We start from the raw sequence: 19,125 nt of genomic DNA, 5'->3' as shown, positions 1-19,125 counted from the left end.
AGTTGTCGCCGGTGCGACGTACGCTTCCGTGCATGGCGGAGCCGGTGCAGCAGTGGTGGGCACGTCGGCAGTTCACGCACGGTGTCGAGGTGCCGTACCCGGTGGGAACGTATCGGGATGCTTGGGCCGCGTATCCCGTGCTGGTGCGGCAGTACCACCCCGTCTTGAACGCGGGGATCACTCTGACGCAGGTTCCGCCGGCTGCGGAGGTGCTTCTGCAGTGGCAGTGCGACGCGGGCCACATCTTCGTGGCGACGCCGACGGAGCAGCGCAACCGGCCGGCGGGGGAGCGACGTCGGTCGTCGTGGTGCCCTGAGTGTCGCCGGCTGGCGGTGCAGCGCCCGGTGCGGCCTGTGGCGGGCCGACCATCGCGGCCGTCCCGGCCTCCGCGGCGGCTGTGCGAGAAGACGCCGGATGTGCGTGCCGGAACGGCCTTCGTCAGCGAGTGCGCTCCGAAGCCGGCTTCAGCCGTGGAGGCGGAGCTGCGTGCGTGGCTGTACGAGCAGCTGGCGGTGACGCAGGGCATGAACGCGATCCGGCTGCGGCAGCCGTTCTTCGATCATCTGGAGGCGTGGCCGGACATCCTTCTTCCGGAGTTGCAGGTCGCGATCGAGTACGACAGCACAGGAAGGCATGGCCTCGAGCACGTCGGCCGGCGTGAGGCTGCCGACCAGCGGAAGGACCGGCTGATCCGCGCGACCGGGTGGGAGGTCATCCGCGTGCGCACCGGCAAGCTCGCACCACTCGGGCCGTACGACGTGCAGGCATCCACGTTGGGCCGCAGCATGCGGGAGCGAACACTCGAGCGGCTGCGCGAGATCCGAGGGGACCTGTTCGTGGATGCGTATCTGAGATGACGGCCGTGTCCCGCATCGCGTGCGCCACTTTCACCCGATCGTGAATCGGTGCCGAGCAGCAGGGTTGACCAATACGTCGACGTTGTCGGTGCGTTGCTCGATCGAGCCAAGGCCAACCGGCAGCGAGCGAATGGCCTGGTCTTCGATGCCGGCCATGAGCTGATCCGAGATCTCCGGCGCTGGGTGCAGGTAGGGCCGGTCCCAGAACGGAACTGTCGCAACCGAAGCTTGACTGAGCCCGAGCTGGTTCTGTCGTTCGAGGAGCAATTCGAGGGCGTCGGCCGCGCCTTCTTGTCTCGTTGCATGATCGAACTCGGCGACGATCGCCTTCAGTGATGGCTGAAGCCCGTGGGCGCTCGGTAACCGTGCCCAGAGGGTCCCGAACCACTTCGAATATGGAGGCCAGCGCCGCTCGAGCAGGAACGTCAGATGCATGATGATCTGCGCCACTCTGGCGCTGATGACCCTGGAACCGAGTTCATCACCGACATCGGCCGCTCGCCCCATCAGCGGCATCTCCTGGGAGAGCCGTGCCCAGTCGCATGCAAGGACGTACCGCCAGATGTCGTCGGGGTACCACGACAACGCATCTCGAGCGCGAAGTAGTTCCCCGTTGCCGTCGAAGAAGACCGGGCCGGCGGTGACTTCCAGGACTGCCTGCCCGGTGATCGAGAGCCAATCAGCGGGGGTGATCTCGCCGCGTGGATCGAATCCCAGCGTTGACACGGTGAAGCCCGCAACCGTGGCAACGTCGACGTGGTGGCGAGCGGCCGTCTCGCCCGTGAACGCGAACCGGGTCGGAAGACCGCGGAATGCTTGCGGCAATTCGTCGTCGAGGGCGGCAACGACATCCTCTATCTGTTCGTCTGCCGCGACGAACAGGCTGAGACGAAGTCCCCAGTCGTGGTCTCGTGATGTCTCGTCGTCCAAGCCCAGAGCGTCCGATCCTCCCCCAACGCGTCCAGCGGCGAACGAGTTCTCGGGCACGCGCGAGGCGACGATGGGGCGAACCAACTCATGGAAGAACGCTCGGCAAATATCAATCCCGCTCCGGTTGATCACATCTGCATGATGCCAGTCGCTGCAGCCGCGCCCTGGACCAGTTGGGAGGTCCTGCCAGTACCTGGATGACCGATGACTCCCATTCCCCGCCATTGGCAGTTTGAATCGAGGTGGCATCGAATCGCGTCGAGGTACGTGGTCGGCGAGTGAAAGGAACGGACTCTCATGAAACAGCGCACTCTTGGTACAGGTCTGACGGTTTCGGAGATCGGGCTGGGCTGTATGAGCTTGACCGGCGCGTACGGCAACGTGGGCGGTCCGTCACGGTCGGATTCGATCGCGCTCATCCGTCGCGCCGTGGAGTTGGGTGTCACGTTCTTCGACACCGCGGAGGTGTACGGCCGGTTCGACAACGAGGACATCGTCGGGGAAGCGCTCGAGCCGTTCCGTGAGCAGGTGAAGATTGCGACGAAGTTCGGCTTCGCGTTCCGGGAGAACGGAGTCGAGGATGGCGGTCTCAACAGCACGCCCGACAGCATCCGACGGGCGGTGGACGGCTCGCTGCGACGCCTGCGCACCGATCGGATCGATCTGTATTACCAGCACCGAGTCGATCCGAACATCCCGATCGAGGATGTCGCGGGAACGGTGAAGGAACTCATCGAAGCGGGTAAGGTCGCGCACTTCGGGTTGTCCGAGGCGGCAGCAGGGACCATCCGGCGTGCCCACGCGGTGCAGCCGGTGACAGCGGTGCAGAGCGAGTACTCGATGTGGTGGCGCGACCGCGAGCAGGACACGATCCCCGTGCTCGCCGAGCTCGGCATCGGTCTCGTGCCGTACAGCCCGCTCGGCAAGGGGTTCCTCACTGGCACGATCGACGCATCCACGACGTTCGCCGACACCGACTTCCGTGGACAGACGCCACGCTTCCAGGGGGAGGCGCTGCAGGCGAACCTGGCACTGGTCGACGTGCTGAACAGGATCGCGGCCGAAACCGGTGCGACGCCGGCGCAGCTGGCTCTGCAGTGGCTGCTGCATCAGCAGCCCTGGATCGTGCCCATTCCCGGCACGAAGCGCCTCGCCCGGCTGGAAGAGAACAGCGGCGCATCCGCCGTCGAATTGACCGAAGCCCAGCTGAACGAGTTGCGCGCTGCGGCCGACCGGATCCAGATCATCGGTGCCCGGTATCCGGAAGCTCAGGATGCCATGACCAACCGAGACGCTCCGCTCCCGCAGTAGCCGATGCGGGCCTATTCGCGTGGAGCCCGTGAAGGCGACCTCGCAACGGGCGTTCAATTGATGACTAGCTCGTACGTGACCGTCTCAGACGAGGATCGAAGTGCGAGCTTCTTCTCTTCGCTCATGCGCTGATCCACAACCGCGGCGTCGAGTACCGATCGAATCGCTGGGTGCATTATGGGTGCACTAGCCCGGGAAATTGCCCGCGTAACGCGTTTATGGTGGCTCCGACCGGCATCGATCCGGTGACCTTTCGATTTTCAGTCGAACGCTCTACCAACTGAGCTACAGAGCCGAGGCATCCGGCACAAGGAAGGATGCCCACTGGGAAAGAAGCCCTTCATAAAGAAGGGCTTCTCCAGCGCGACCCTGACGGGACTTGAACCCGCGACCTCCGCCGTGACAGGGCGGCACGCTAACCAACTGCGCCACAGGGCCTTGTGTGTTTTCAGTTATTCAGTGTAGTCGTGACCCCAACGGGATTCGAACCCGTGCTACCGCCGTGAAAGGGCGGCGTCCTAGGCCGCTAAACGATGGGGCCGTCTGCGCTCACGGCGTGTGACTACCGAGGGTCAAGCATAGATGAGCCCAGTCCGATCGCCAAACCGACGGCATCCCCGTTTCGACGGCACTTCATCGAATCCGGCAACCCTCGCCGAATGACCCACGACACGCGCCTCACCCGGGTTAGCCTCGCACGAGTACCCCGCCGGCGGCAGCCCCGCGACCGCATACGAGGAAGAGCCATGACGCGAGACGAACGTACGCGACGACGCGTGCGCATCCGGCGAGCGTCGAGGCTGCTGGATGCCCGCCTCGCTACCCGCGCGCTGATCGCGATTGCGGGCCTCGTGCTCGTCGGAGGCGTCGCGGGTCCCGCGCACGCCGACGACTATCCGAGCTGGCAAGACGTGCAGAACGCGAAGGCGAATCAGGCTGCCGCTCAGGCCGAGGTGACCAAGATCCAGGGACTTATCGCCAACCTCGAGACCCAGGTGTCGCAGACACAGGCGGAATCGGTCAAAGCAGGCAACGAGTTCGCGGAGGCGCAACAGAAGTTCGACGTCTCCGACCAGCGGGCGCAGGCGTTGCAGTCGCAGGCATCCGGACTGCAAAAGAAGGCGGACGACGCCACCACCCAGGCCGGACGACTCGCCGCCGAGCTCTACCGCTCAGGCGGCGGCAACCTCACGGCCAACCTCTTCCTCAGCGGGTCGAAGAGCGCGAAGGATGCCGACAAGCTGCTCGACCACCTCGGATCCGCCTCGAAGCTCGTGGAGAACACGAGCGGCATCTACCAGCAGGCCGAGCAGGCGCGCAACACGGCGAAGTCGATGAGCGACCAGGCCAATGCGGCGCGCACGGAGCGCGAACAGCTGCGCACCGAAGCGGATGCCGCCTACAAGAAAGCGGTCGCCGCGGCTCAGGCCGCTCAGGAAGCCCTCGCCACGCAGCAGGCGCAGTCCGTGGTGCTGCAGGCGCAGCTGGCCGCGCTGCAGGACACGACGGCGAAGACCGTGGCCGGCTACGAGGCGGGCGTCGAGGCGCGACGCAAGGCCGCGGAGGCGGCGGCGGCGGCGCTAGCCGGCGGGAACGTCGGCCCCCAGGGCTGGGCGGTGCCCGTCGGAGGACCCATCACCGACTACTTCGGATGGCGCGTCTCGCCCTGCGCAGGCTGCACGAGCTTCCACGAGGGAGTGGACATCGGCGGCGGCTGCGGTGCCACCATCCACGCCGCTCACGACGGCGTCGTGACGTACGCCGGCTGGAACGGTGGCTACGGCAACTTCGTGCTCCTCGATAACGGGGGTGGCATTTCCACGGGGTATGGACATATCGTGAGCGGAGGCATTCTCGTCAGCTATGGCGAGAGGGTCGGCGCCGGTGAACCGATCGCCCGGGTCGGCTCGACCGGACATTCGACCGGCTGCCACTTGCACTTCGAGGTGCGGCAAGGCGGAAGCGCGATCAACCCGATCCCGTTCATGGCAAGCCACGGCGCACCCCTCACCTGAGTATCGCGGGGGGCGATATGGCAACCGAATCGCCGAACCAGACCGCGCGCGCCGATCGGCTCCGTCGTGAGAACGAGATCCTTCAGGCCGAGCGCCGGCAACGGGAGCGGGCGTCGGCGTGGGGCCCGGCCGGGCACCCGGTGACGGATGCCGACCACGGCACCAAGCGCAGGCGCGCCCCGAACCGCACGTCGTCGCTGGTTCCGCTCTCGATGAGCGCAGCGGTCGTCGGCGTCATGACCGGCGCCATCGGGATCGCGGTGCCCCCGGCGCACGCCGACGACTACCCGAGCTGGAACGACGTGCAGCAGGCCAAGCAGAACGTGGCCGACCAGCAGTCGCTCGTCGACAAGATCACTGGCCTCATCGGCGACCTGCAGAAGCAGGCGGATGCCGCGAGCGTCGCCGCGGACAAGGCCGCAGAGGCCTACCTCCTCACGAAGGCCAAGCTCGACGACGCGACGTCGAAGGCATCCGATCTGCAGAACAAGGCGAAGGCTGCGGCCAAGACGGCCAAGACCTCAGCGATGCGGGCGGGGCTGCTGGCATCCCATCTGGCCAAGACCGGCGGCGACTCCTCCGTGAACCTGCTGCTCTCGGGCGGCGACACGGATGCCTCCGACAAGCTGCTCTACCAGCTCGGCACCATGAGTCAGCTCACCGAGCAGTCCAGCGCGATCTACCAGCAAGCGGTGACCGACAAGAACACCGCAGCCTCGCTGTCCGACCAGGCCGCCGCGGCCGAGAAGACGCGGAAAGACCTGGCGGATGCCGCGGCATCCGATCTGCAGAAGGCGAAGGATGCCGCGTCGGCAGCGCAGGCCGCGGTAAGAGAGCAGCAGACGAAGCAAACGGAGCTGGTGTCGCAGCTCGCGACGTTGCAGAACACGTCGCTCGAGGTCGCGCAGCAGTACGCGCAGGGGATCGCCCGGACGATCACACCGACACCTTCGCCAAGCACGGGCGCGTCCGCAGGAGGAGGCGGTGGGGGAGCCACTCCTGGTGGCGGCGCGCCGTCCGGCGGAGGCGGCGGGAGCGCACCTTCCGGCGGTGGGAACACAGCGCCGTCCGGCGGCGGGGGCAGTGCGCCATCCGGTGGCGGGGGATCCTCGGCGCCTTCCGGAGGCGGTGGCGGCGGAGTCGGCGCTCCGAACTCGAGTGCGGTCGAGACCGCCATCGGCTACGCGTACGCGCGTCAGGGTGCACCGTACGATCTCGGCGGTGCCGGCCCCGTCTACTACGACTGCTCCGGCCTGACCATGATGGCGTACAACGCCGCCGGCATCTACATCGGCGGACACAGCGTGGGACTGCAATACAGCTACGCGGCGAACCACGGGCAGCTCGTTCCGTTCAGCCAGCGCCAGCGAGGCGACCTCATCTTCTGGGCGGACGGAGGCTACCTGTACCATGTCGCGATCTATCTGGGGAACAACCAGATCATCGCGGCACGCGACTACGGCGAACCGCTCGCCATCCAGGGCCTGTGGGGCTCGCCCGTGGGGTATGTCGCGCGCCCGTCGGCGTAGGCATCCTCAGCTCAGGGTCGATACGACGTCCTTCGTCGCCTTCGCGATGAGGTCGTCGTTCGAGGTGGCATCCGCGGTGCTGCGCGCGGTGTAGACGGCGAGCACGATCGGCGCGCCGTGCGGCGGATAGAGCACGGCGATGTCGTTGCGCGACCCGTAACCACCGTTGCCGGTCTTGTCGGCGACGCGCCACGACGCCGGAACGCCGGCACGGATGTACGTGGCGCCCGTCGTGTTGCCCAGCATCGTCTGCACCAGGAAGTCGCGGCGCTTCGCCGGCAGCGTGCTCCCGAGCAGGATGCTCTTCAGGTCGGTCGCGACCTGCGCCGGCGTCGAGGTGTCCAGCGGATCACCGGGCACCGCCGAGTTCAGGTCAGGCTCCGTGCGGTCGAGGTTCGTCACGGCGTCACCCCACGAGCGAACGCGCTCCTGCACGGATGCCGGCCCGCCCAGCTGCTCGTACAGCAGGTTCGCGGCGGTGTTGTCGCTGTACTGCAGTGCGGCCGTGATCAGATCCGAGAGCGACATGCCGTCATCCACGTGCTGCGACGTGATGGGCGAATACGACTGCAGATCTGATGTGCCGTAGTGGATGACGGTGGCGAGCTGGGCATCCGTAGCGTGCTGCAGCACCGCGGTAGAGGTGAACAGCTTGCTCGTCGAGTCGAGAGCGAAGCGCTCGGAGTCTCGATAGCCGTAGGTCGCGCGGGTACCGGTGTCGATCATCCGGATGCCGACCCGCGCGCCGCACTGCTGCTCGAGTGCCGCAAGGCTGCTGTTCAGGGCGCCGGTGTCGATCTTCGCCGGCGCGGGGGTCGGCTTCGACGAGTGCGAGGCGGTGGTGGATGCCGGCACGGGCTGCGCGGAGCATCCGGTCAGCAGCAGGGCAACTGCGAGCGCCGAGACGACGCTCGCGCGCCGAGCACCTGTGAGGGCGATACGCCGCAGGGTCAGTGGCCCTGCTCGGCGAGCCGCGTGATGGCCTCCTGCACGAGCCAGTCCGCGTCGGAGGCCGAGCCCCACGACTCGACCTTGACCCACTTGCCCGGCTCGAGGTCCTTGTAGTGCTCGAAGAAGTGCTGGATCTCCTTCTTCGTGTATTCGGGGATGTCGTCGACGTCCTGAATGTGGGTCCAGCGCGGGTCCTTGTACTGCACCGCGATGATCTTGTCGTCGCCGCCTGCCTCGTCGCTCATGTGCAGAACGCCGACCGGGCGCACCTTGACTCCGACGCCCGGGAACAGCGGGTAGTCCAGGAGTACGAGCACGTCGAGCGGGTCGCCGTCCTCACCGAGTGTGTTCTCGAAGAACCCGTAGTCGGTGGGGTAGCTGAAGTTCGTGAAGAGAACGCGGTCCAGGTACACGCGACCGGTCTCGTGGTCGACCTCGTACTTGTTGCGGCTGCCGCGCGGGATCTCGATGACGGCGTCGTAGTCGGCCATGGTGCTCCATTCGTGGGATGCCAGGATGCCCGCGCCAGCGATCACGCCCGCGGACACGCGCGTACCAATCTACCGGGGGCGTACGAGCAGCCCGGTCCCCCGTTCGTAACTCCTGCAGAAAAGAGCCGGTCGCCGCGCAACGTCGCGAGGAGTCGCGGGCCGGGCGGCCGGTCGCGTGCGGCGAGCAGGAGTTACGGACGGCGCCGTGCCCGCATAGCGTTGAGGGGTGACCGAAACGGAGCGCCGCCCGCGTCTCACCCCACCCATCGCCGACGTTCGCCGCGCGGTGCGAGAGGCGCTGGGATCGGCGGTGCCGCCGGGCGGACTCGTGCTCGTGGGCCTCTCCGGTGGGGCCGACTCGCTCGCCCTGGCGGCCGGTGCGGCGTTCGAGGGGCCGCGGGCGGGCATCCGGGTGGGCGCCGTCATCGTGGATCACGGGCTGCAGGATGCCTCGGCCGAGACGGCGGAGCGGGCCCGCGAGCAAGCGGTCGCGCTGGGACTCGACCCGGTGCTCGTCAAGCGCGTCGAGGTCGGAACGGACGGCGGACCGGAGGCCGCAGCGCGCGAGGCGCGGCACGCCGCATTCGCCGAGGCGCTGAGCGAGACGAACGCGTCGCACGTGCTGCTCGCGCACACGCTCGACGACCAGGCGGAGACCGTGCTGCTCGGGCTGGCCAGGGGCTCGGGAGCGGCGAGCCTGCAGGGGATGGCGCCTGCATCCGGGTGGGTGCTGCGGCCGTTGCTCGGCATCCGGCGCGAGACGACCAGGCAGGCCTGCCTCGACGCCGGCCTCACACCGTGGGACGACCCGCACAATCTCGACCACTCTTATACGCGCGTGCGCGTGAGGCAGGACGTTCTGCCGGTGCTCGAGCGCGAACTGGGCCCGGGCGTCGCCGAGGCCTTGGCGCGCACGGCCGAGCAGCTTCGCGAGGATGCCCAGGCGTTCGACGAGATGATCGAGGAGGTCATCGAAGACATCTGCGCGCCCGCCGAGGCCGGTATCGCCGTCTCGGTCCGGGCACTCGAGGCGAACCCGACGGCGCTGCGCAACCGCATCATCCGCTTCGTCGTCCACAGCGAGTTCGGCGTCGCCTTGGAGCGCGTGCACGTGCTCGCCGTCGCGCGACTCGTGACCGATTGGCACGGGCAGAAGCCTCTGGATCTGCCGGGCGGCATCCGCGCAGCTCGCGCGGGGGGCCACATCGTGTTCTCCACGACCGGGTCCACCGAGGTGCTTCCGCACGACCACTGACGGCTCCAGCCCGCATGCGAGGATGGTCTGCATGCTGCCAGAAGACATCGAAGGCGACCTCACGAAGGTGCTCGTCACCGAGGAGCAGATCCACGCGCGTCTCGACGAGTTGGCGGCGGAGATCGACGTGGACTACGCAGGCAAAGACGTGCTGCTGGTCGGCGTGCTGAGGGGTGCCGTGATGGTGATGGCAGACCTGGCGCGCGCGCTCAGCATCCCCATCAACATGGACTGGATGGCCGTGAGCTCGTACGGCGCGAGCACGAAGTCGAGCGGTGTCGTGCGCATCCTGAAAGACCTCGACTCCGAGCTCGCCGACCGGCACGTGCTCATCGTCGAGGACATCATCGACTCCGGCGTCACCCTCTCCTGGCTGCGCGAGAACCTCGTGTCGCGCGGGCCGGCATCCGTCGAGATCTGCGCGCTGCTGCGCAAGCCGGATGCCGCCAAGGTCGCGGTCGACGTCAAGTACGTCGGTTTCGAGATCCCGAACGACTTCGTCGTGGGGTACGGTCTCGACTTCGCCGAGCGCTACCGCAACCTGCGCTCGGTGGGCATCCTGGCCCCGCACGTGTACGAGTAGGGCGGCGCACGAGGAAACGCCTAGCACGCCGTCGGCGAACACGCAGACGGCCCTCAGCGGCGTGGCGGTACCCTGACAGCACCATGAACCTCAAGAAGATCTTCCGGGGCCCCATTCTGTGGATCGTGCTCGCGGTCGTCATCGTCTGGATCGGCTCGAGCCTGATCACGATGAACGGTTACAAGTCAGTCACCACCGAGCACGGCCTCGAGCTGCTCAAGGACGGCAAGGTCAGCGAGGCGACGATCGTGGACACCGATCAGCGGGTGGACATGACGTTGAAGAAGGCGGACGGCAACAACGGCACGGCGGTGCAGTTCTACTACGTCGCCCCGCGCGGCGCGGCCGTGGTGGATGCCGTCACGAACGCCGATCTGCCCAAGGGCTACAACGACCAGGTTCCGCAGCCCAGCTGGTGGCTGTCGGCTCTGAGCATCCTGCTGCCGGTCGTGCTGATCGGAGCCTTCTTCTGGCTCATGCTCTCCGGCATGCAGGGCGGCGGCAACAAGGTCATGCAGTTCGGCAAGTCGCGCGCGAAATTGGTCTCGAAGGAGAGCCCGAAGGTCACGTTCGACGACGTCGCAGGCAGCGACGAGGCCATCGAAGAGCTGCAGGAGATCAAGGACTTCCTCAAGGAGCCGGCCAAGTTCCAGGCGGTTGGAGCGCGCATCCCGAAGGGCGTGCTGCTGTACGGCCCTCCCGGCACAGGTAAGACGCTGCTCGCTCGCGCCGTCGCCGGCGAGGCGGGCGTTCCGTTCTACTCCATCTCGGGTTCCGACTTCGTCGAGATGTTCGTCGGCGTCGGCGCCAGCCGCGTCCGCGACCTGTTCGACCAGGCCAAGCAGAACGCGCCGGCCATCATCTTCGTCGACGAGATCGACGCCGTCGGCCGCCACCGCGGTGCCGGCCTCGGCGGCGGGCACGACGAGCGCGAGCAGACGCTGAACCAGCTGCTCGTGGAGATGGACGGCTTCGACGTCAAGACCAACGTCATCCTGATCGCGGCGACGAACCGCCCCGACATCCTCGACCCGGCCCTGCTGCGTCCCGGCCGCTTCGACCGCCAGATCGGCGTGGATGCGCCGGATCTCGCCGGCCGCAAGAAGATCCTCGAGGTGCACGGGCGGGGCAAGCCGCTGGCATCCGGTGTCGACCTCGAGGTCGTCGCCCGCAAGACGCCGGGCTTCACCGGCGCCGACCTGGCCAACGTGCTCAACGAGGCCGCGCTGCTCACCGCCCGCTCGAACGCGCAGCTCATCGACAACCGCGCGCTCGACGAGGCCATCGACCGCGTGATCGCCGGCCCGCAGCGCCGCACGCGCGTCATGAAGGACCAGGAGAAGCTGATCACCGCGTACCACGAGGGCGGACACGCGCTCGCCGCGGCGGCCATGCGGCACACCGACCCGGTGACGAAGATCACGATCCTGCCCCGCGGTCGCGCCCTCGGCTACACGATGGTGCTGCCGCTCGAGGACAAGTACTCCGTGACGCGCAACGAGCTGCTCGATCAGCTCGCCTACGCCATGGGCGGCCGTGTCGCCGAGGAGGCCGTCTTCAAGGACCCGACGACCGGTGCCTCGAACGACATCGAGAAGGCGACCGGGATCGCGCGCAAGATGGTCACCGAGTACGGCATGAGCTCCGACATCGGTTCCGTCAAGCTGGGTCAGTCCTCCGGCGAGATGTTCCTCGGCCGCGACATGGGGCACCAGCGCGACTACTCGGAGCGCATCGCCGAGCGGGTGGACGCCGAGGTGCGTGCGCTGATCGAGAAGGCGCACGACGAGGCGTGGCAGGTCATCAACGACAATCGCGACATCCTCGACCACCTCGCGCGTGAGCTCCTCGAGAAGGAGACGCTCGACCACCACCAGATCGCAGAGATCTTCAAGGACGTGAAGAAGCTGCCGGAGCGTCCGGAGTGGGTGTCGGCCGACAACCGCGTCTCGCCGGGCATCCCGCCGATCGCGTTCCCGGAGCCGGAGACGGCGCCGATCGACCCTGGCGTGGTGGACGGCGACGTCGACTCGTCCCCGGGCAAGCCGAAGCGGTCGCGCCAGATCAAGCCGCGTCCGGCGACGGCGTAAGGCGTGCAGGGCCCTCACTTCAGTGGGGGCCTGCGTACGCTCGACCACGAAACGTTCTCAGCACCACGAACTGTTCTTCAGAGAGGCGCGATGGGCATCGACCGCGAACGGATCGAAGCGGCCGTCGCCGAACTGCTCGCCGCCATCGGTGAGGATGTCACGCGCTCCGGTCTGAAGCAGACGCCGTCGCGCGTCGCCGACTCCTACGAGGAGTTCTTCGGCGGCCTCGCGCTCGACCCGGTCGAGCCGCTGCGCGAAACCGTGCCGCTCGGCGACAGCGACGCGGAGACGGTGCTGCTGCGGGACATCCACTTCCGTTCCATGTGCGAGCACCACTTGCTGCCGTTCATGGGCGTCGCGCACCTCGCCTACCTGCCCCGGGACCGCGTCGTCGGCCTCGGTCGGCTGCCGAAGGTGGTCGAGATCCTCGCGGCGCGCCCGCAGCTGCAGGAGCGCCTGACCGAGGAGATCGCCGACACGTTCGTGGCGGGGCTCGATCCGCGCGGCGTGCTCGTCGTGCTGGATGCGTCGCACGCGTGCGTCACGACGAGGGGCGCCAGGCAGGTGGACGCCTCCACCGTGACCATCGCGAGTCGTGGCGAGCTCAGCGACCCCGTCGTGCGGGCCGAGCTCATCGCCCTGATCGGCCGGGGAGTCGCGTGACCCGCATCATGGGCGTGCTCAATGTCACGCCGGATTCCTTCAGCGATGGCGGCCGCTGGGCGTCGACGGATGCCGCCATCGCGCATGGCGTCGAGCTCGCGGAGCAGGGTGCGGACATCGTCGATGTGGGCGGCGAGTCCACGCGTCCAGGGGCCGAACGCGTGCCCGTCCCGGCCGAGCTGGGGCGAGTGCTACCGGTGGTGCGCGAGCTGGCCACGCGGGGCATCCGGGTCAGCATCGACACCATGAACAGTGAGACCGCGATGGCGGCGGTGGATGCCGGCGCGCAGATCGTGAACGACGTCTCCGGCGGACTTGCGGACCCCGCGATGGGGCCGTTCGTGGCCGAGCGCGGCCTCGACTACGTGGTGATGCACTGGCGCGGACACAGCCGCAGCATGAACGACCTCGCCAGCTACACGGATGCCGCGCGCGAGATCCGCGAGGAGCTGTTCCGCCGCGTGGACGCGCTGGAGGCGCAAGGCGTCGCAGCGGAGCGGATCATCGTCGACCCGGGCCTCGGGTTCGCCAAGAACTCCGAGCACAACTGGGACGTGCTGCGGCACCTGCGCGAGTTCGAGTCCGCCGGCCTGCCCGTGCTGCTCGGGGCATCCCGCAAGCGCTTCCTGGCCGACCTGATGTGGGAGGGCGCGACGCCGCAGGACCGCGACCTGCCCAGCGCGGTCGTCGCCGCGCTCGCGGCGCGTGATGGCGTCTGGGGCGTTCGGGTGCACGACGTCGTCTCCACGCGCATCGCGCTCGACGTGGTGCGCTCGTGGGTGGGCGAGACGAGGATGGTGTGATGAGCGACCGCATCACCCTGACCGGAATCCGGGTGCGCGCCCACCATGGCGTCTTCGACTTCGAGCGCGCCGAGGGTCAGGACTTCGTGATCGACGTGACGGCCTGGCTCGATCTCGGGCCGGCGGCGCGCGGCGACGAGCTGGCGGCGACGGTGCACTACGGCGAGCTCGCCGAGGCAGTGGCGGCGGCGGTGGCGTCCGATCCGGTCGATCTCATCGAGACGGTCGCGGAGCGCATCGCCCGCGTGGTGCTTTCGTTCCCTGTGCAGCGCACCGAGGTGACCGTGCACAAGCCGAACGCGCCGATCGCGGTGCCGTTCACGGATGTCGCCGTCACCGTCCTGCGCGACCGCGCGTGGGCGGAGGCCGGTGCTACCGGCGCGGCGTGCTCGGCCGACGCGGTCGGGGCAGCCGGCTCAGCAGGCGGCGTCGGCTCGGCCAACACTGTCGAGGAGGTGCAGCCGTGATCGCGAAGCCGCAGCGGATGCGCCCGCTGGAGCCCGCGGTGATCGCGTTCGGCAGCAATCTCGGCGACCGGGAGGCGACCGTCAAGGCCGCGCTCGACGACCTCGCCCAGACGCCCGGCGTGCGCCTGGATGCCGTCTCGCCCTTCCTCGAGTCCGTCGCCGTGCGGCTGGACGGCGTCGACGAGGACGCGCCGCGCTACCTCAACGGCGTCGCGCTCGTCTCGACGGCACTCGACCCGCACGCGCTGCTCGACGAGCTGCACCGCATCGAGGACGCCCACGGCCGGGTACGCGTGGAGCGCTGGGGCGACCGCACGCTTGACCTGGACATCGTCGCGATGGGAGGCAGGCAGGTGCACGACGAGCGGCTGACGCTGCCGCACCCGCGGGCATCCGAGCGGGAGTTCGTGCTCGCCCCCTGGCTCGACGTCGACCCGGACGCCGAGCTGCCGGGGCTGGGACGGGTGGATGCTCTGCTCGCGCAGCTGCGGGCATCCGCCGGTTCCGAGGACGTCGCGGCGAACGGAGGCGCATCGTGAGGCGCACAGGACCTGCCGCGCTGATCGCACTCGGCCTGATCGGCGTCGGTATCGGCTACCTGCTCGAGGTCGGGCTGGTCGCGGCGGGCGCGGCCATGCTCATCCCGCCGATCTCGCTGTCCATCACGCTCGTGGCGATCGGTGTGATCGTGGTGCTGCTGGCGATCCCGATCCGTCGTGCGGTGCGCAGCAAGGTGAAGGTGCATGTCGATCCGTTCAGGGCGATGCGCATCGCCGTGCTGGCCAAGGCGTGCAGCCTCGTCGGCGGCCTGCTCACCGGCACCGGCATCGGCGTCGTCGTCTACGTACTGACCCGCCCCGTCCCCGCCACGTCGGAATCGCTCTGGCTCAGCATCGTCGCGGCAGTGAGCGCCGTCATCCTGCTGATCGGCGGGCTCATCGCCGAGTACTTCTGTACACTGCCGCCGCCGAAGGACGAGAAGACGGAGCACGCCGAGCACGCGCCTGTGCACTAGTGCCCATGCGTCGACACACCGGCGTGCCGCCGAGCCAGCATCGAATCGACGCACAGTTCATGGTGGTTCGGCGAGACCATGGCGGATCGGCACAAGAGGTGGGCTGTGCGGCACACTGGAGGCGTGGATCTGGACGAGTTGCGACGGCTGCGTAAGGCGCGGGACCGCATGGACCGCGAGTTCGCGCAGCCGCTCGACGTGCCGGCGCTCGCCGCGACGGCCCTGATGTCGCCCGCGCACTTCAGCCGGCGGTTCCGCGATGAGTACTCGGAGACGCCCTACTCGTACCTCATGACGCGCCGCATCGAGCGTGCGAAGGCGCTGCTGCGGCGCGGTGACCTGAGCGTGACGGATGTCTGCTTCGCTGTCGGATGTACCAGCCTCGGCTCGTTCTCGTCGCGGTTCACCGAGCTGGTCGGGGAGACGCCGTCCGCGTACCGTGCGCGCAGCCATGAGGAGCTGGATGCCTTCGCGTCGTGCCAGACCATGGTGCTGACCCGGCCACGGAGGGCCGAAGGACGCGCGCACCTCGAGGAGAGCAGTTTCGGAGAAGCCTCGGTGCAGGCATCCGCTTAGCGTTGAGGCCATGACAGTAGCCATCAGCGGCGTGCACGTGCTGGTCGATGACCCGCAGGCAGCCCTTCCCTTCTACCGTGACACCCTCGGACTGACCGTGAAGAACACCGTCGAGAACGGCGGCTTCACGTGGATCACCCTGGCCACGCAAAGCCAGCCCGAGATCGAGATCGTGCTCGAGCAGCCGCACGCCGGCCGCTCGCAGGAGAACGGCGACGCGGTTGCCGCACTCCTGGCCAAGGGCGAGCTGCAGATGCTGCAGCTTCGCACCGACGACCTCGCCACCACCTTCGACAAGCTGGCTTCGTCGCCGGGTGTCGAGGTTCTGCAGGAGCCGACGGACCAGTTCTGGGGCGTTCGGGATGCCGCGGTGCGCGACCCCAGCGGCAACCTGATCCGTATCGCCCAGGCCTGAATCCTCGGCCGGCCTTCACCACACGACCGCAGCCACTTCTCACAACTGCAGCCACGAGTAGTGGCCGCGATTGCGAGAAGTGGCTGCGGTTGTCTTGGTGGCGGGGAGGCGGATGCGCTGGCTCGGCTGCGTCAGTCGCGGTTGCGGCGGTCGACGCGGCGCACGATCATCCAGGCGAGCGGCAGCAGCGCGGCGGCGATCGCCCACTTCACGATTCCGCCGATGATGAACGGCGTGAACCCGGCGGCCATGACCGCGGCGAAGGAGTGCGGGAGCCCGAGGTTCGCAAGCACCACGGCGAGGTAGGGCAGGCCGAAGAGGAACGGCACGAGGCTTGCGGCGAAGAACCCGGCCGCGGCGAGCACCGGGCGGCGGTCCCATGCGCGTTCGGACAGCCATCCGATCAGCGCGGCCGCGGGGATGAACCCGATGATGAAGCCGAAGCTCGGCGAGAGAACGGACGCCGGTCCGCCACTGAACTCGGCGAAGATCGGCAGTCCGGCGAGGCCGAGCAGCATGTACAGCGCGAGGGATGCCGCACCCCGCCACGCGCCGAGGCTCGCGCCCACGAGCAGAACGGCCAGAGTCTGTCCGGTGACCGGGACCGGCCACAGCGGCACCGAGATCTGCGCCGAGATCGCCACGACTGCGGTGCCGGCGACGATCAGAAGTGCGTTCGCGATGGCGCTGCGCGGCACCACGCGATCGGCGAGCGTGGGGACGAGGCGCGGGGCCGAAGTTGCTGAGGACACGTGGGTCTCCTTGCATCGAGCGAGCGGGGATGCTCCCCGCCGACGATCAGGGGGGAACGCTCCCCACCATATGCGGGCCGCGCCCGTCTCACGAGGCGCGGGTTTGAACATCCGTTCTGGCGTTTCTTTGGGGAATGTTCACAAGCGCACTACTCGCGGGTGGCGTCGATATCGCGGCTCACGCCGCTCAGTGGCTCGGTCGGCTCGGCCGTGCGAGCAAGCTCCCACGGCTCTCACCTCGGTCGCCACTACGATGGACTGCACGAACGCCGTCATGGCGATCGGAGCCGCGTAGGGTCGACAACCCCACCGCCGGAACGAGGAGCCACAGTGTCGCAACGACTGGACGCCGCTGCGCTCGATTCGGCGCAGTGGCGGCGGGTGTCGCCGAAGTACGTCGTCGTAGTGATCGTCGGATCGCTGATCGGCGGCGTCATCGCCGCGGCCATCGCCGTGTTCGCGTGGCTCGTGCTGCACTGGTGGTGGGCGTGGATCGCACTCGTGATCATCGCCGTCATCACCATCGTGCAGCTCATCATCGCCCCGCGTCGGGCACGCGCGATCGGCTACGTGCTGCGCGACGACGACCTGCTGATCAGGCGCGGCATCATGTTCCAGCGGTTCGTCGCCGTGCCCTACGGGCGCATGCAGTTGCTCGACATCGAGCGCGGACCCGTCGACCGCGCGCTGGGGCTCGCCGAGCTCAGGTTCGTGACGGCCGCGGCATCCAGTCGGGTGTCGATCCCCGGTCTCGTCGACTCGGATGCCGCCTGGCTGCGCGATCGGCTCGTCGAGCTCGCCGAGTCGCGCAGGTCGGGTCTGTGACTCGGGCCGTGAGCCAGATCTACCCCGAGGCGACCGGGCTCGCCGACGGCGAATGGCACCGGATGCACAAGGCGACGCCACTCCTGCGCGGCGGGATCGCGATCGTCTTCGTGGCGGGCATCATCATCGCCAACCTGCGCGAGCGCATCATCAACCTCTTCATCGGCGCTCCGGATTACCCGTCAGGCGACCCCATCGACGCGATCGTGCGGCACAATTTCGTGTGGCCGGCGATCGGCATCGCGGTCGTCGTCATCGCGGCGTGCGTCGGCGTCTTCGCGCTGTCGTGGCGGGTGCAGACGTTCCGGGTGACGCACCAGGCGGTCGAGCTGCGCAGCGGCATCCTTCGCCGGCAGGAGCGCAAGGCACGGCTGGACCGCATCCAGGGCATCAACGTGCAACGGCCGGTGTTCGCGCGCATCTTCGGTGCGGCGAAACTCGAGATCGTGGTCGCCGGCCACGACGCGAACCTCTACCTGAGCTATCTGCCGTCGAAGGTGACGGAGACACTTCGGCGCGAGATCCTGCGGCTGGCGTCAGGGCTGCGGGCATCCGAGCAAGCCGTGGGCGCCGACCCGACCGGTGCGCCCGCCGGGCAGCCGGCGTCGATGCGGGGCATCCTCGCCGATCGCGTGGACGAGTTCATCTCGCCGGCGGATCTCGATCCGGATGCCGCGCCACCGGCATCCCTCGTACGCATGCATCCGGGGAGGCTCGCCGGTTCGCTGCTGCTGAGCGCTCCGACGCTCGTCATGTTCGCCGTGCTGATCGCGATGATCGCCGGCGCCTCGACGGGACGACTGTGGCTGATCATCATCATCTTCCCCATGGTGCTGAGCCTCGGCGGGCTGTTCGTGCGCCGGTTCACCAAGGCGCTGCGCTACAACATCACCGGAAGCGACCAGGGCGTGCGCATCGGCTTCGGTCTGCTCACCACGAGCAGCGAGACCATTCCGCCGCGGCGCATCCACGCGGTCGAGTTGGTGCAGCCTCTGGCCTGGCGCCCGTTCGGCTGGTGGCAGGTGCGCATGAACACGGCGGGCCACACCCGTGGCAAGAACTCGGCGGGGGAGGCGCGCACCACGACGTTGCCGGTGGGAAGCATCCGCGACGTGCAGAGTGTGCTTCCGCTGCTGCTGCCCGGCATGAACGACACGCTGCGGGATGCCGTCGCGCGCGCCGGCATGGATGCGCACGCCGATCAGTCCGTGTTCTCGTCCGCGCCGCGCAGGGGCGCCTGGCTGCGCCCGTTCTCGTGGCGCAAGACCGGATACACGATCGCGGACGGCGTCATCGTGGTGCGGCACGGAGCCGTGTGGCGGCGCATCGTGTTCGTGCCGCTGGCGCGCATGCAGAGCGTGGAGGTGGAGCAGGGACCGGCGCGGCGCATCCTCGATCTCTCCTCCGCCGACGTTCACCTGATCGACGGGCCGGTGCACGCGAAGGTTCCGGTGATGGACACCCGTGCGGCCGAGGAGCTCTTCGCGCTGGTCAGTGCAGGGGCGATCGCCTGGGCCGACGCGGAGACGCCCGATCATCCCGACGAGCGAGGGGAGTCCTGATGCCGGCACGATCGGGGCGCCTGGGCGTCGGAATC

The 19,125-nt window shown here is 68.3% G+C and carries 20 protein-coding genes and 3 tRNA genes; 16 read left to right on the top strand and 7 right to left on the bottom strand.

Features of this window, described 5'->3' with window-relative positions; translation table 11 throughout:
* The first annotated feature begins 32 nt into the window (after positions 1-32).
* Positions 33-857, top strand: coding sequence for a zinc-ribbon domain-containing protein (locus ACTHNC_RS08980; RefSeq protein ID WP_440294256.1), 825 nt, complete (start codon positions 33-35; stop codon positions 855-857).
* A 30-nt stretch (positions 858-887) separates the two neighbouring features.
* Here ACTHNC_RS08980 and ACTHNC_RS08975 read toward each other — a convergent pair whose 3' ends face one another.
* Complete coding sequence (locus tag ACTHNC_RS08975; protein WP_440294255.1) at positions 888-1,919, bottom strand: DUF4037 domain-containing protein; 1,032 nt, start codon at positions 1,917-1,919, stop codon at positions 888-890.
* A gap of 165 nt (positions 1,920-2,084) precedes the next feature.
* On the opposite strand from ACTHNC_RS08975, the gene ACTHNC_RS08970 reads away from it, so the two are divergent.
* A complete protein-coding gene (locus ACTHNC_RS08970) occupies positions 2,085-3,098 on the top strand; it encodes an aldo/keto reductase (RefSeq protein ID WP_440294254.1) in 1,014 nt (337 codons plus the stop codon).
* A gap of 219 nt (positions 3,099-3,317) precedes the next feature.
* Here ACTHNC_RS08970 and ACTHNC_RS08965 read toward each other — a convergent pair.
* The 3 genes from ACTHNC_RS08965 to ACTHNC_RS08955 form a co-directional block, all read right to left on the bottom strand.
* Positions 3,318-3,393, bottom strand: a tRNA-Phe gene (locus ACTHNC_RS08965).
* A 69-nt stretch (positions 3,394-3,462) separates the two neighbouring features.
* A tRNA-Asp gene (locus tag ACTHNC_RS08960) sits at positions 3,463-3,536 on the bottom strand.
* A gap of 30 nt (positions 3,537-3,566) precedes the next feature.
* Positions 3,567-3,639, bottom strand: a tRNA-Glu gene (locus tag ACTHNC_RS08955).
* A gap of 205 nt (positions 3,640-3,844) precedes the next feature.
* On the opposite strand from ACTHNC_RS08955, the gene ACTHNC_RS08950 reads away from it, so the two are divergent.
* Together ACTHNC_RS08950 and ACTHNC_RS08945 are read left to right on the top strand one after the other, a co-directional pair.
* Entirely contained in the window at positions 3,845-5,113 is a 1,269-nt protein-coding gene (locus ACTHNC_RS08950; protein WP_440294253.1) for a peptidoglycan DD-metalloendopeptidase family protein, read from the top strand.
* A gap of 17 nt (positions 5,114-5,130) precedes the next feature.
* Positions 5,131-6,642 (top strand): C40 family peptidase, encoded by a 1,512-nt coding sequence (locus ACTHNC_RS08945; RefSeq protein ID WP_440294252.1) that lies wholly within the window; start codon positions 5,131-5,133, stop codon positions 6,640-6,642.
* Positions 6,643-6,648: 6 nt separating this feature from the next.
* On the opposite strand, the gene bla is transcribed toward ACTHNC_RS08945, so the two are convergent.
* Together bla and ACTHNC_RS08935 are read right to left on the bottom strand one after the other, a co-directional pair.
* On the bottom strand, positions 6,649-7,665 hold the full coding sequence (gene bla, locus ACTHNC_RS08940; RefSeq protein ID WP_440294251.1) for a class A beta-lactamase: 1,017 nt from the start codon (positions 7,663-7,665) through the stop codon (positions 6,649-6,651).
* Complete coding sequence (locus tag ACTHNC_RS08935) at positions 7,593-8,084, bottom strand: inorganic diphosphatase (RefSeq protein ID WP_440294291.1); 492 nt, start codon at positions 8,082-8,084, stop codon at positions 7,593-7,595. The genes bla and ACTHNC_RS08935 overlap by 73 nt, the downstream gene beginning before the upstream one ends.
* Before the next feature lie 226 nt (positions 8,085-8,310).
* Here ACTHNC_RS08935 and tilS point away from each other — a divergent pair, with 226 nt between their 5' ends.
* From tilS to ACTHNC_RS08885, 10 genes are all read left to right on the top strand, one after another.
* The gene (gene tilS / locus ACTHNC_RS08930) at positions 8,311-9,339 is read left to right on the top strand and encodes a tRNA lysidine(34) synthetase TilS (protein WP_440294250.1); all 1,029 of its coding nucleotides are present in this window, start codon (positions 8,311-8,313) and stop codon (positions 9,337-9,339) included.
* Positions 9,340-9,370: 31 nt separating this feature from the next.
* Positions 9,371-9,922 carry a hypoxanthine phosphoribosyltransferase gene (gene hpt, locus ACTHNC_RS08925; RefSeq protein ID WP_440294249.1) on the top strand — a complete coding sequence of 184 codons (552 nt, stop codon included), beginning with the start codon at positions 9,371-9,373 and terminating at the stop codon, positions 9,920-9,922.
* Between the two features lie 83 nt (positions 9,923-10,005).
* Positions 10,006-12,012, top strand: coding sequence for an ATP-dependent zinc metalloprotease FtsH (gene ftsH, locus ACTHNC_RS08920; protein WP_440294248.1), 2,007 nt, complete (start codon positions 10,006-10,008; stop codon positions 12,010-12,012).
* Positions 12,013-12,102: 90 nt separating this feature from the next.
* Positions 12,103-12,675, top strand: coding sequence for a GTP cyclohydrolase I FolE (gene folE, locus ACTHNC_RS08915; protein ID WP_440294247.1), 573 nt, complete (start codon positions 12,103-12,105; stop codon positions 12,673-12,675).
* Positions 12,672-13,478, top strand: a complete 807-nt coding sequence (gene folP, locus ACTHNC_RS08910; protein ID WP_440294246.1) for a dihydropteroate synthase — start codon at positions 12,672-12,674, stop codon at positions 13,476-13,478. Before folE ends, folP begins: the two co-directional genes overlap by 4 nt.
* A complete protein-coding gene (folB, locus tag ACTHNC_RS08905; RefSeq protein ID WP_440294245.1) occupies positions 13,478-13,945 on the top strand; it encodes a dihydroneopterin aldolase in 468 nt (155 codons plus the stop codon). The genes folP and folB overlap by 1 nt, the downstream gene beginning before the upstream one ends.
* Positions 13,942-14,484, top strand: coding sequence for a 2-amino-4-hydroxy-6-hydroxymethyldihydropteridine diphosphokinase (gene folK / locus ACTHNC_RS08900; RefSeq protein WP_440294244.1), 543 nt, complete (start codon positions 13,942-13,944; stop codon positions 14,482-14,484). Before folB ends, folK begins: the two co-directional genes overlap by 4 nt.
* Positions 14,481-14,960, top strand: a complete 480-nt coding sequence (locus ACTHNC_RS08895) for a DUF3180 domain-containing protein (protein ID WP_440294243.1) — start codon at positions 14,481-14,483, stop codon at positions 14,958-14,960. The genes folK and ACTHNC_RS08895 overlap by 4 nt, the downstream gene beginning before the upstream one ends.
* 78 nt (positions 14,961-15,038) lie before the next feature.
* A complete protein-coding gene (locus ACTHNC_RS08890) occupies positions 15,039-15,536 on the top strand; it encodes a helix-turn-helix transcriptional regulator (RefSeq protein ID WP_440294242.1) in 498 nt (165 codons plus the stop codon).
* 10 nt (positions 15,537-15,546) lie between these two features.
* A complete protein-coding gene (locus tag ACTHNC_RS08885; RefSeq protein WP_440294241.1) occupies positions 15,547-15,951 on the top strand; it encodes a VOC family protein in 405 nt (134 codons plus the stop codon).
* Between the two features lie 131 nt (positions 15,952-16,082).
* Here the strand turns inward: ACTHNC_RS08885 and ACTHNC_RS08880 are convergent, their stop codons facing one another.
* Entirely contained in the window at positions 16,083-16,703 is a 621-nt protein-coding gene (locus ACTHNC_RS08880) for a biotin transporter BioY (RefSeq protein ID WP_440294240.1), read from the bottom strand.
* Between the two features lie 330 nt (positions 16,704-17,033).
* Between ACTHNC_RS08880 and ACTHNC_RS08875 the strand changes: the two genes are divergently transcribed.
* Entirely contained in the window at positions 17,034-17,528 is a 495-nt protein-coding gene (locus ACTHNC_RS08875; RefSeq protein ID WP_440294239.1) for a PH domain-containing protein, read from the top strand.
* Between the two features lie 8 nt (positions 17,529-17,536).
* On the top strand, positions 17,537-19,090 hold the full coding sequence (locus ACTHNC_RS08870; protein ID WP_440294238.1) for a PH domain-containing protein: 1,554 nt from the start codon (positions 17,537-17,539) through the stop codon (positions 19,088-19,090).
* The last annotated feature ends 35 nt before the right edge of the window (positions 19,091-19,125 follow it).

Origin of the sequence: Humibacter sp. (assembly GCF_051954055.1) — a bacterium.
In the GTDB taxonomy this organism is placed as follows: domain Bacteria; phylum Actinomycetota; class Actinomycetes; order Actinomycetales; family Microbacteriaceae; genus Humibacter.
This window is presented reverse-complemented; position numbering and strand designations above follow the sequence as displayed.

Bases quoted from the DNA above. Each gene is read 5' to 3' on its own strand.
- ACTHNC_RS08980 (WP_440294256.1), top strand. From the start codon at position 33: ATGGCGGAGCCGGTGCAGCAGTGGTGGGCACGTCGGCAGTTCACGCAC.
- ACTHNC_RS08970 (WP_440294254.1), top strand. From the start codon at position 2,085: ATGAAACAGCGCACTCTTGGTACAGGTCTGACGGTTTCGGAGATCGGG.
- ACTHNC_RS08950 (WP_440294253.1), top strand. From the start codon at position 3,845: ATGACGCGAGACGAACGTACGCGACGACGCGTGCGCATCCGGCGAGCG.
- ACTHNC_RS08945 (WP_440294252.1), top strand. From the start codon at position 5,131: ATGGCAACCGAATCGCCGAACCAGACCGCGCGCGCCGATCGGCTCCGT.
- ACTHNC_RS08935 (WP_440294291.1), bottom strand. From the start codon at position 8,084: ATGGCCGACTACGACGCCGTCATCGAGATCCCGCGCGGCAGCCGCAAC.
- hpt (WP_440294249.1), top strand. From the start codon at position 9,371: ATGCTGCCAGAAGACATCGAAGGCGACCTCACGAAGGTGCTCGTCACC.
- ftsH (WP_440294248.1), top strand. From the start codon at position 10,006: ATGAACCTCAAGAAGATCTTCCGGGGCCCCATTCTGTGGATCGTGCTC.
- folE (WP_440294247.1), top strand. From the start codon at position 12,103: ATGGGCATCGACCGCGAACGGATCGAAGCGGCCGTCGCCGAACTGCTC.
- folB (WP_440294245.1), top strand. From the start codon at position 13,478: ATGAGCGACCGCATCACCCTGACCGGAATCCGGGTGCGCGCCCACCAT.
- ACTHNC_RS08890 (WP_440294242.1), top strand. From the start codon at position 15,039: ATGGCGGATCGGCACAAGAGGTGGGCTGTGCGGCACACTGGAGGCGTG.
- ACTHNC_RS08885 (WP_440294241.1), top strand. From the start codon at position 15,547: ATGACAGTAGCCATCAGCGGCGTGCACGTGCTGGTCGATGACCCGCAG.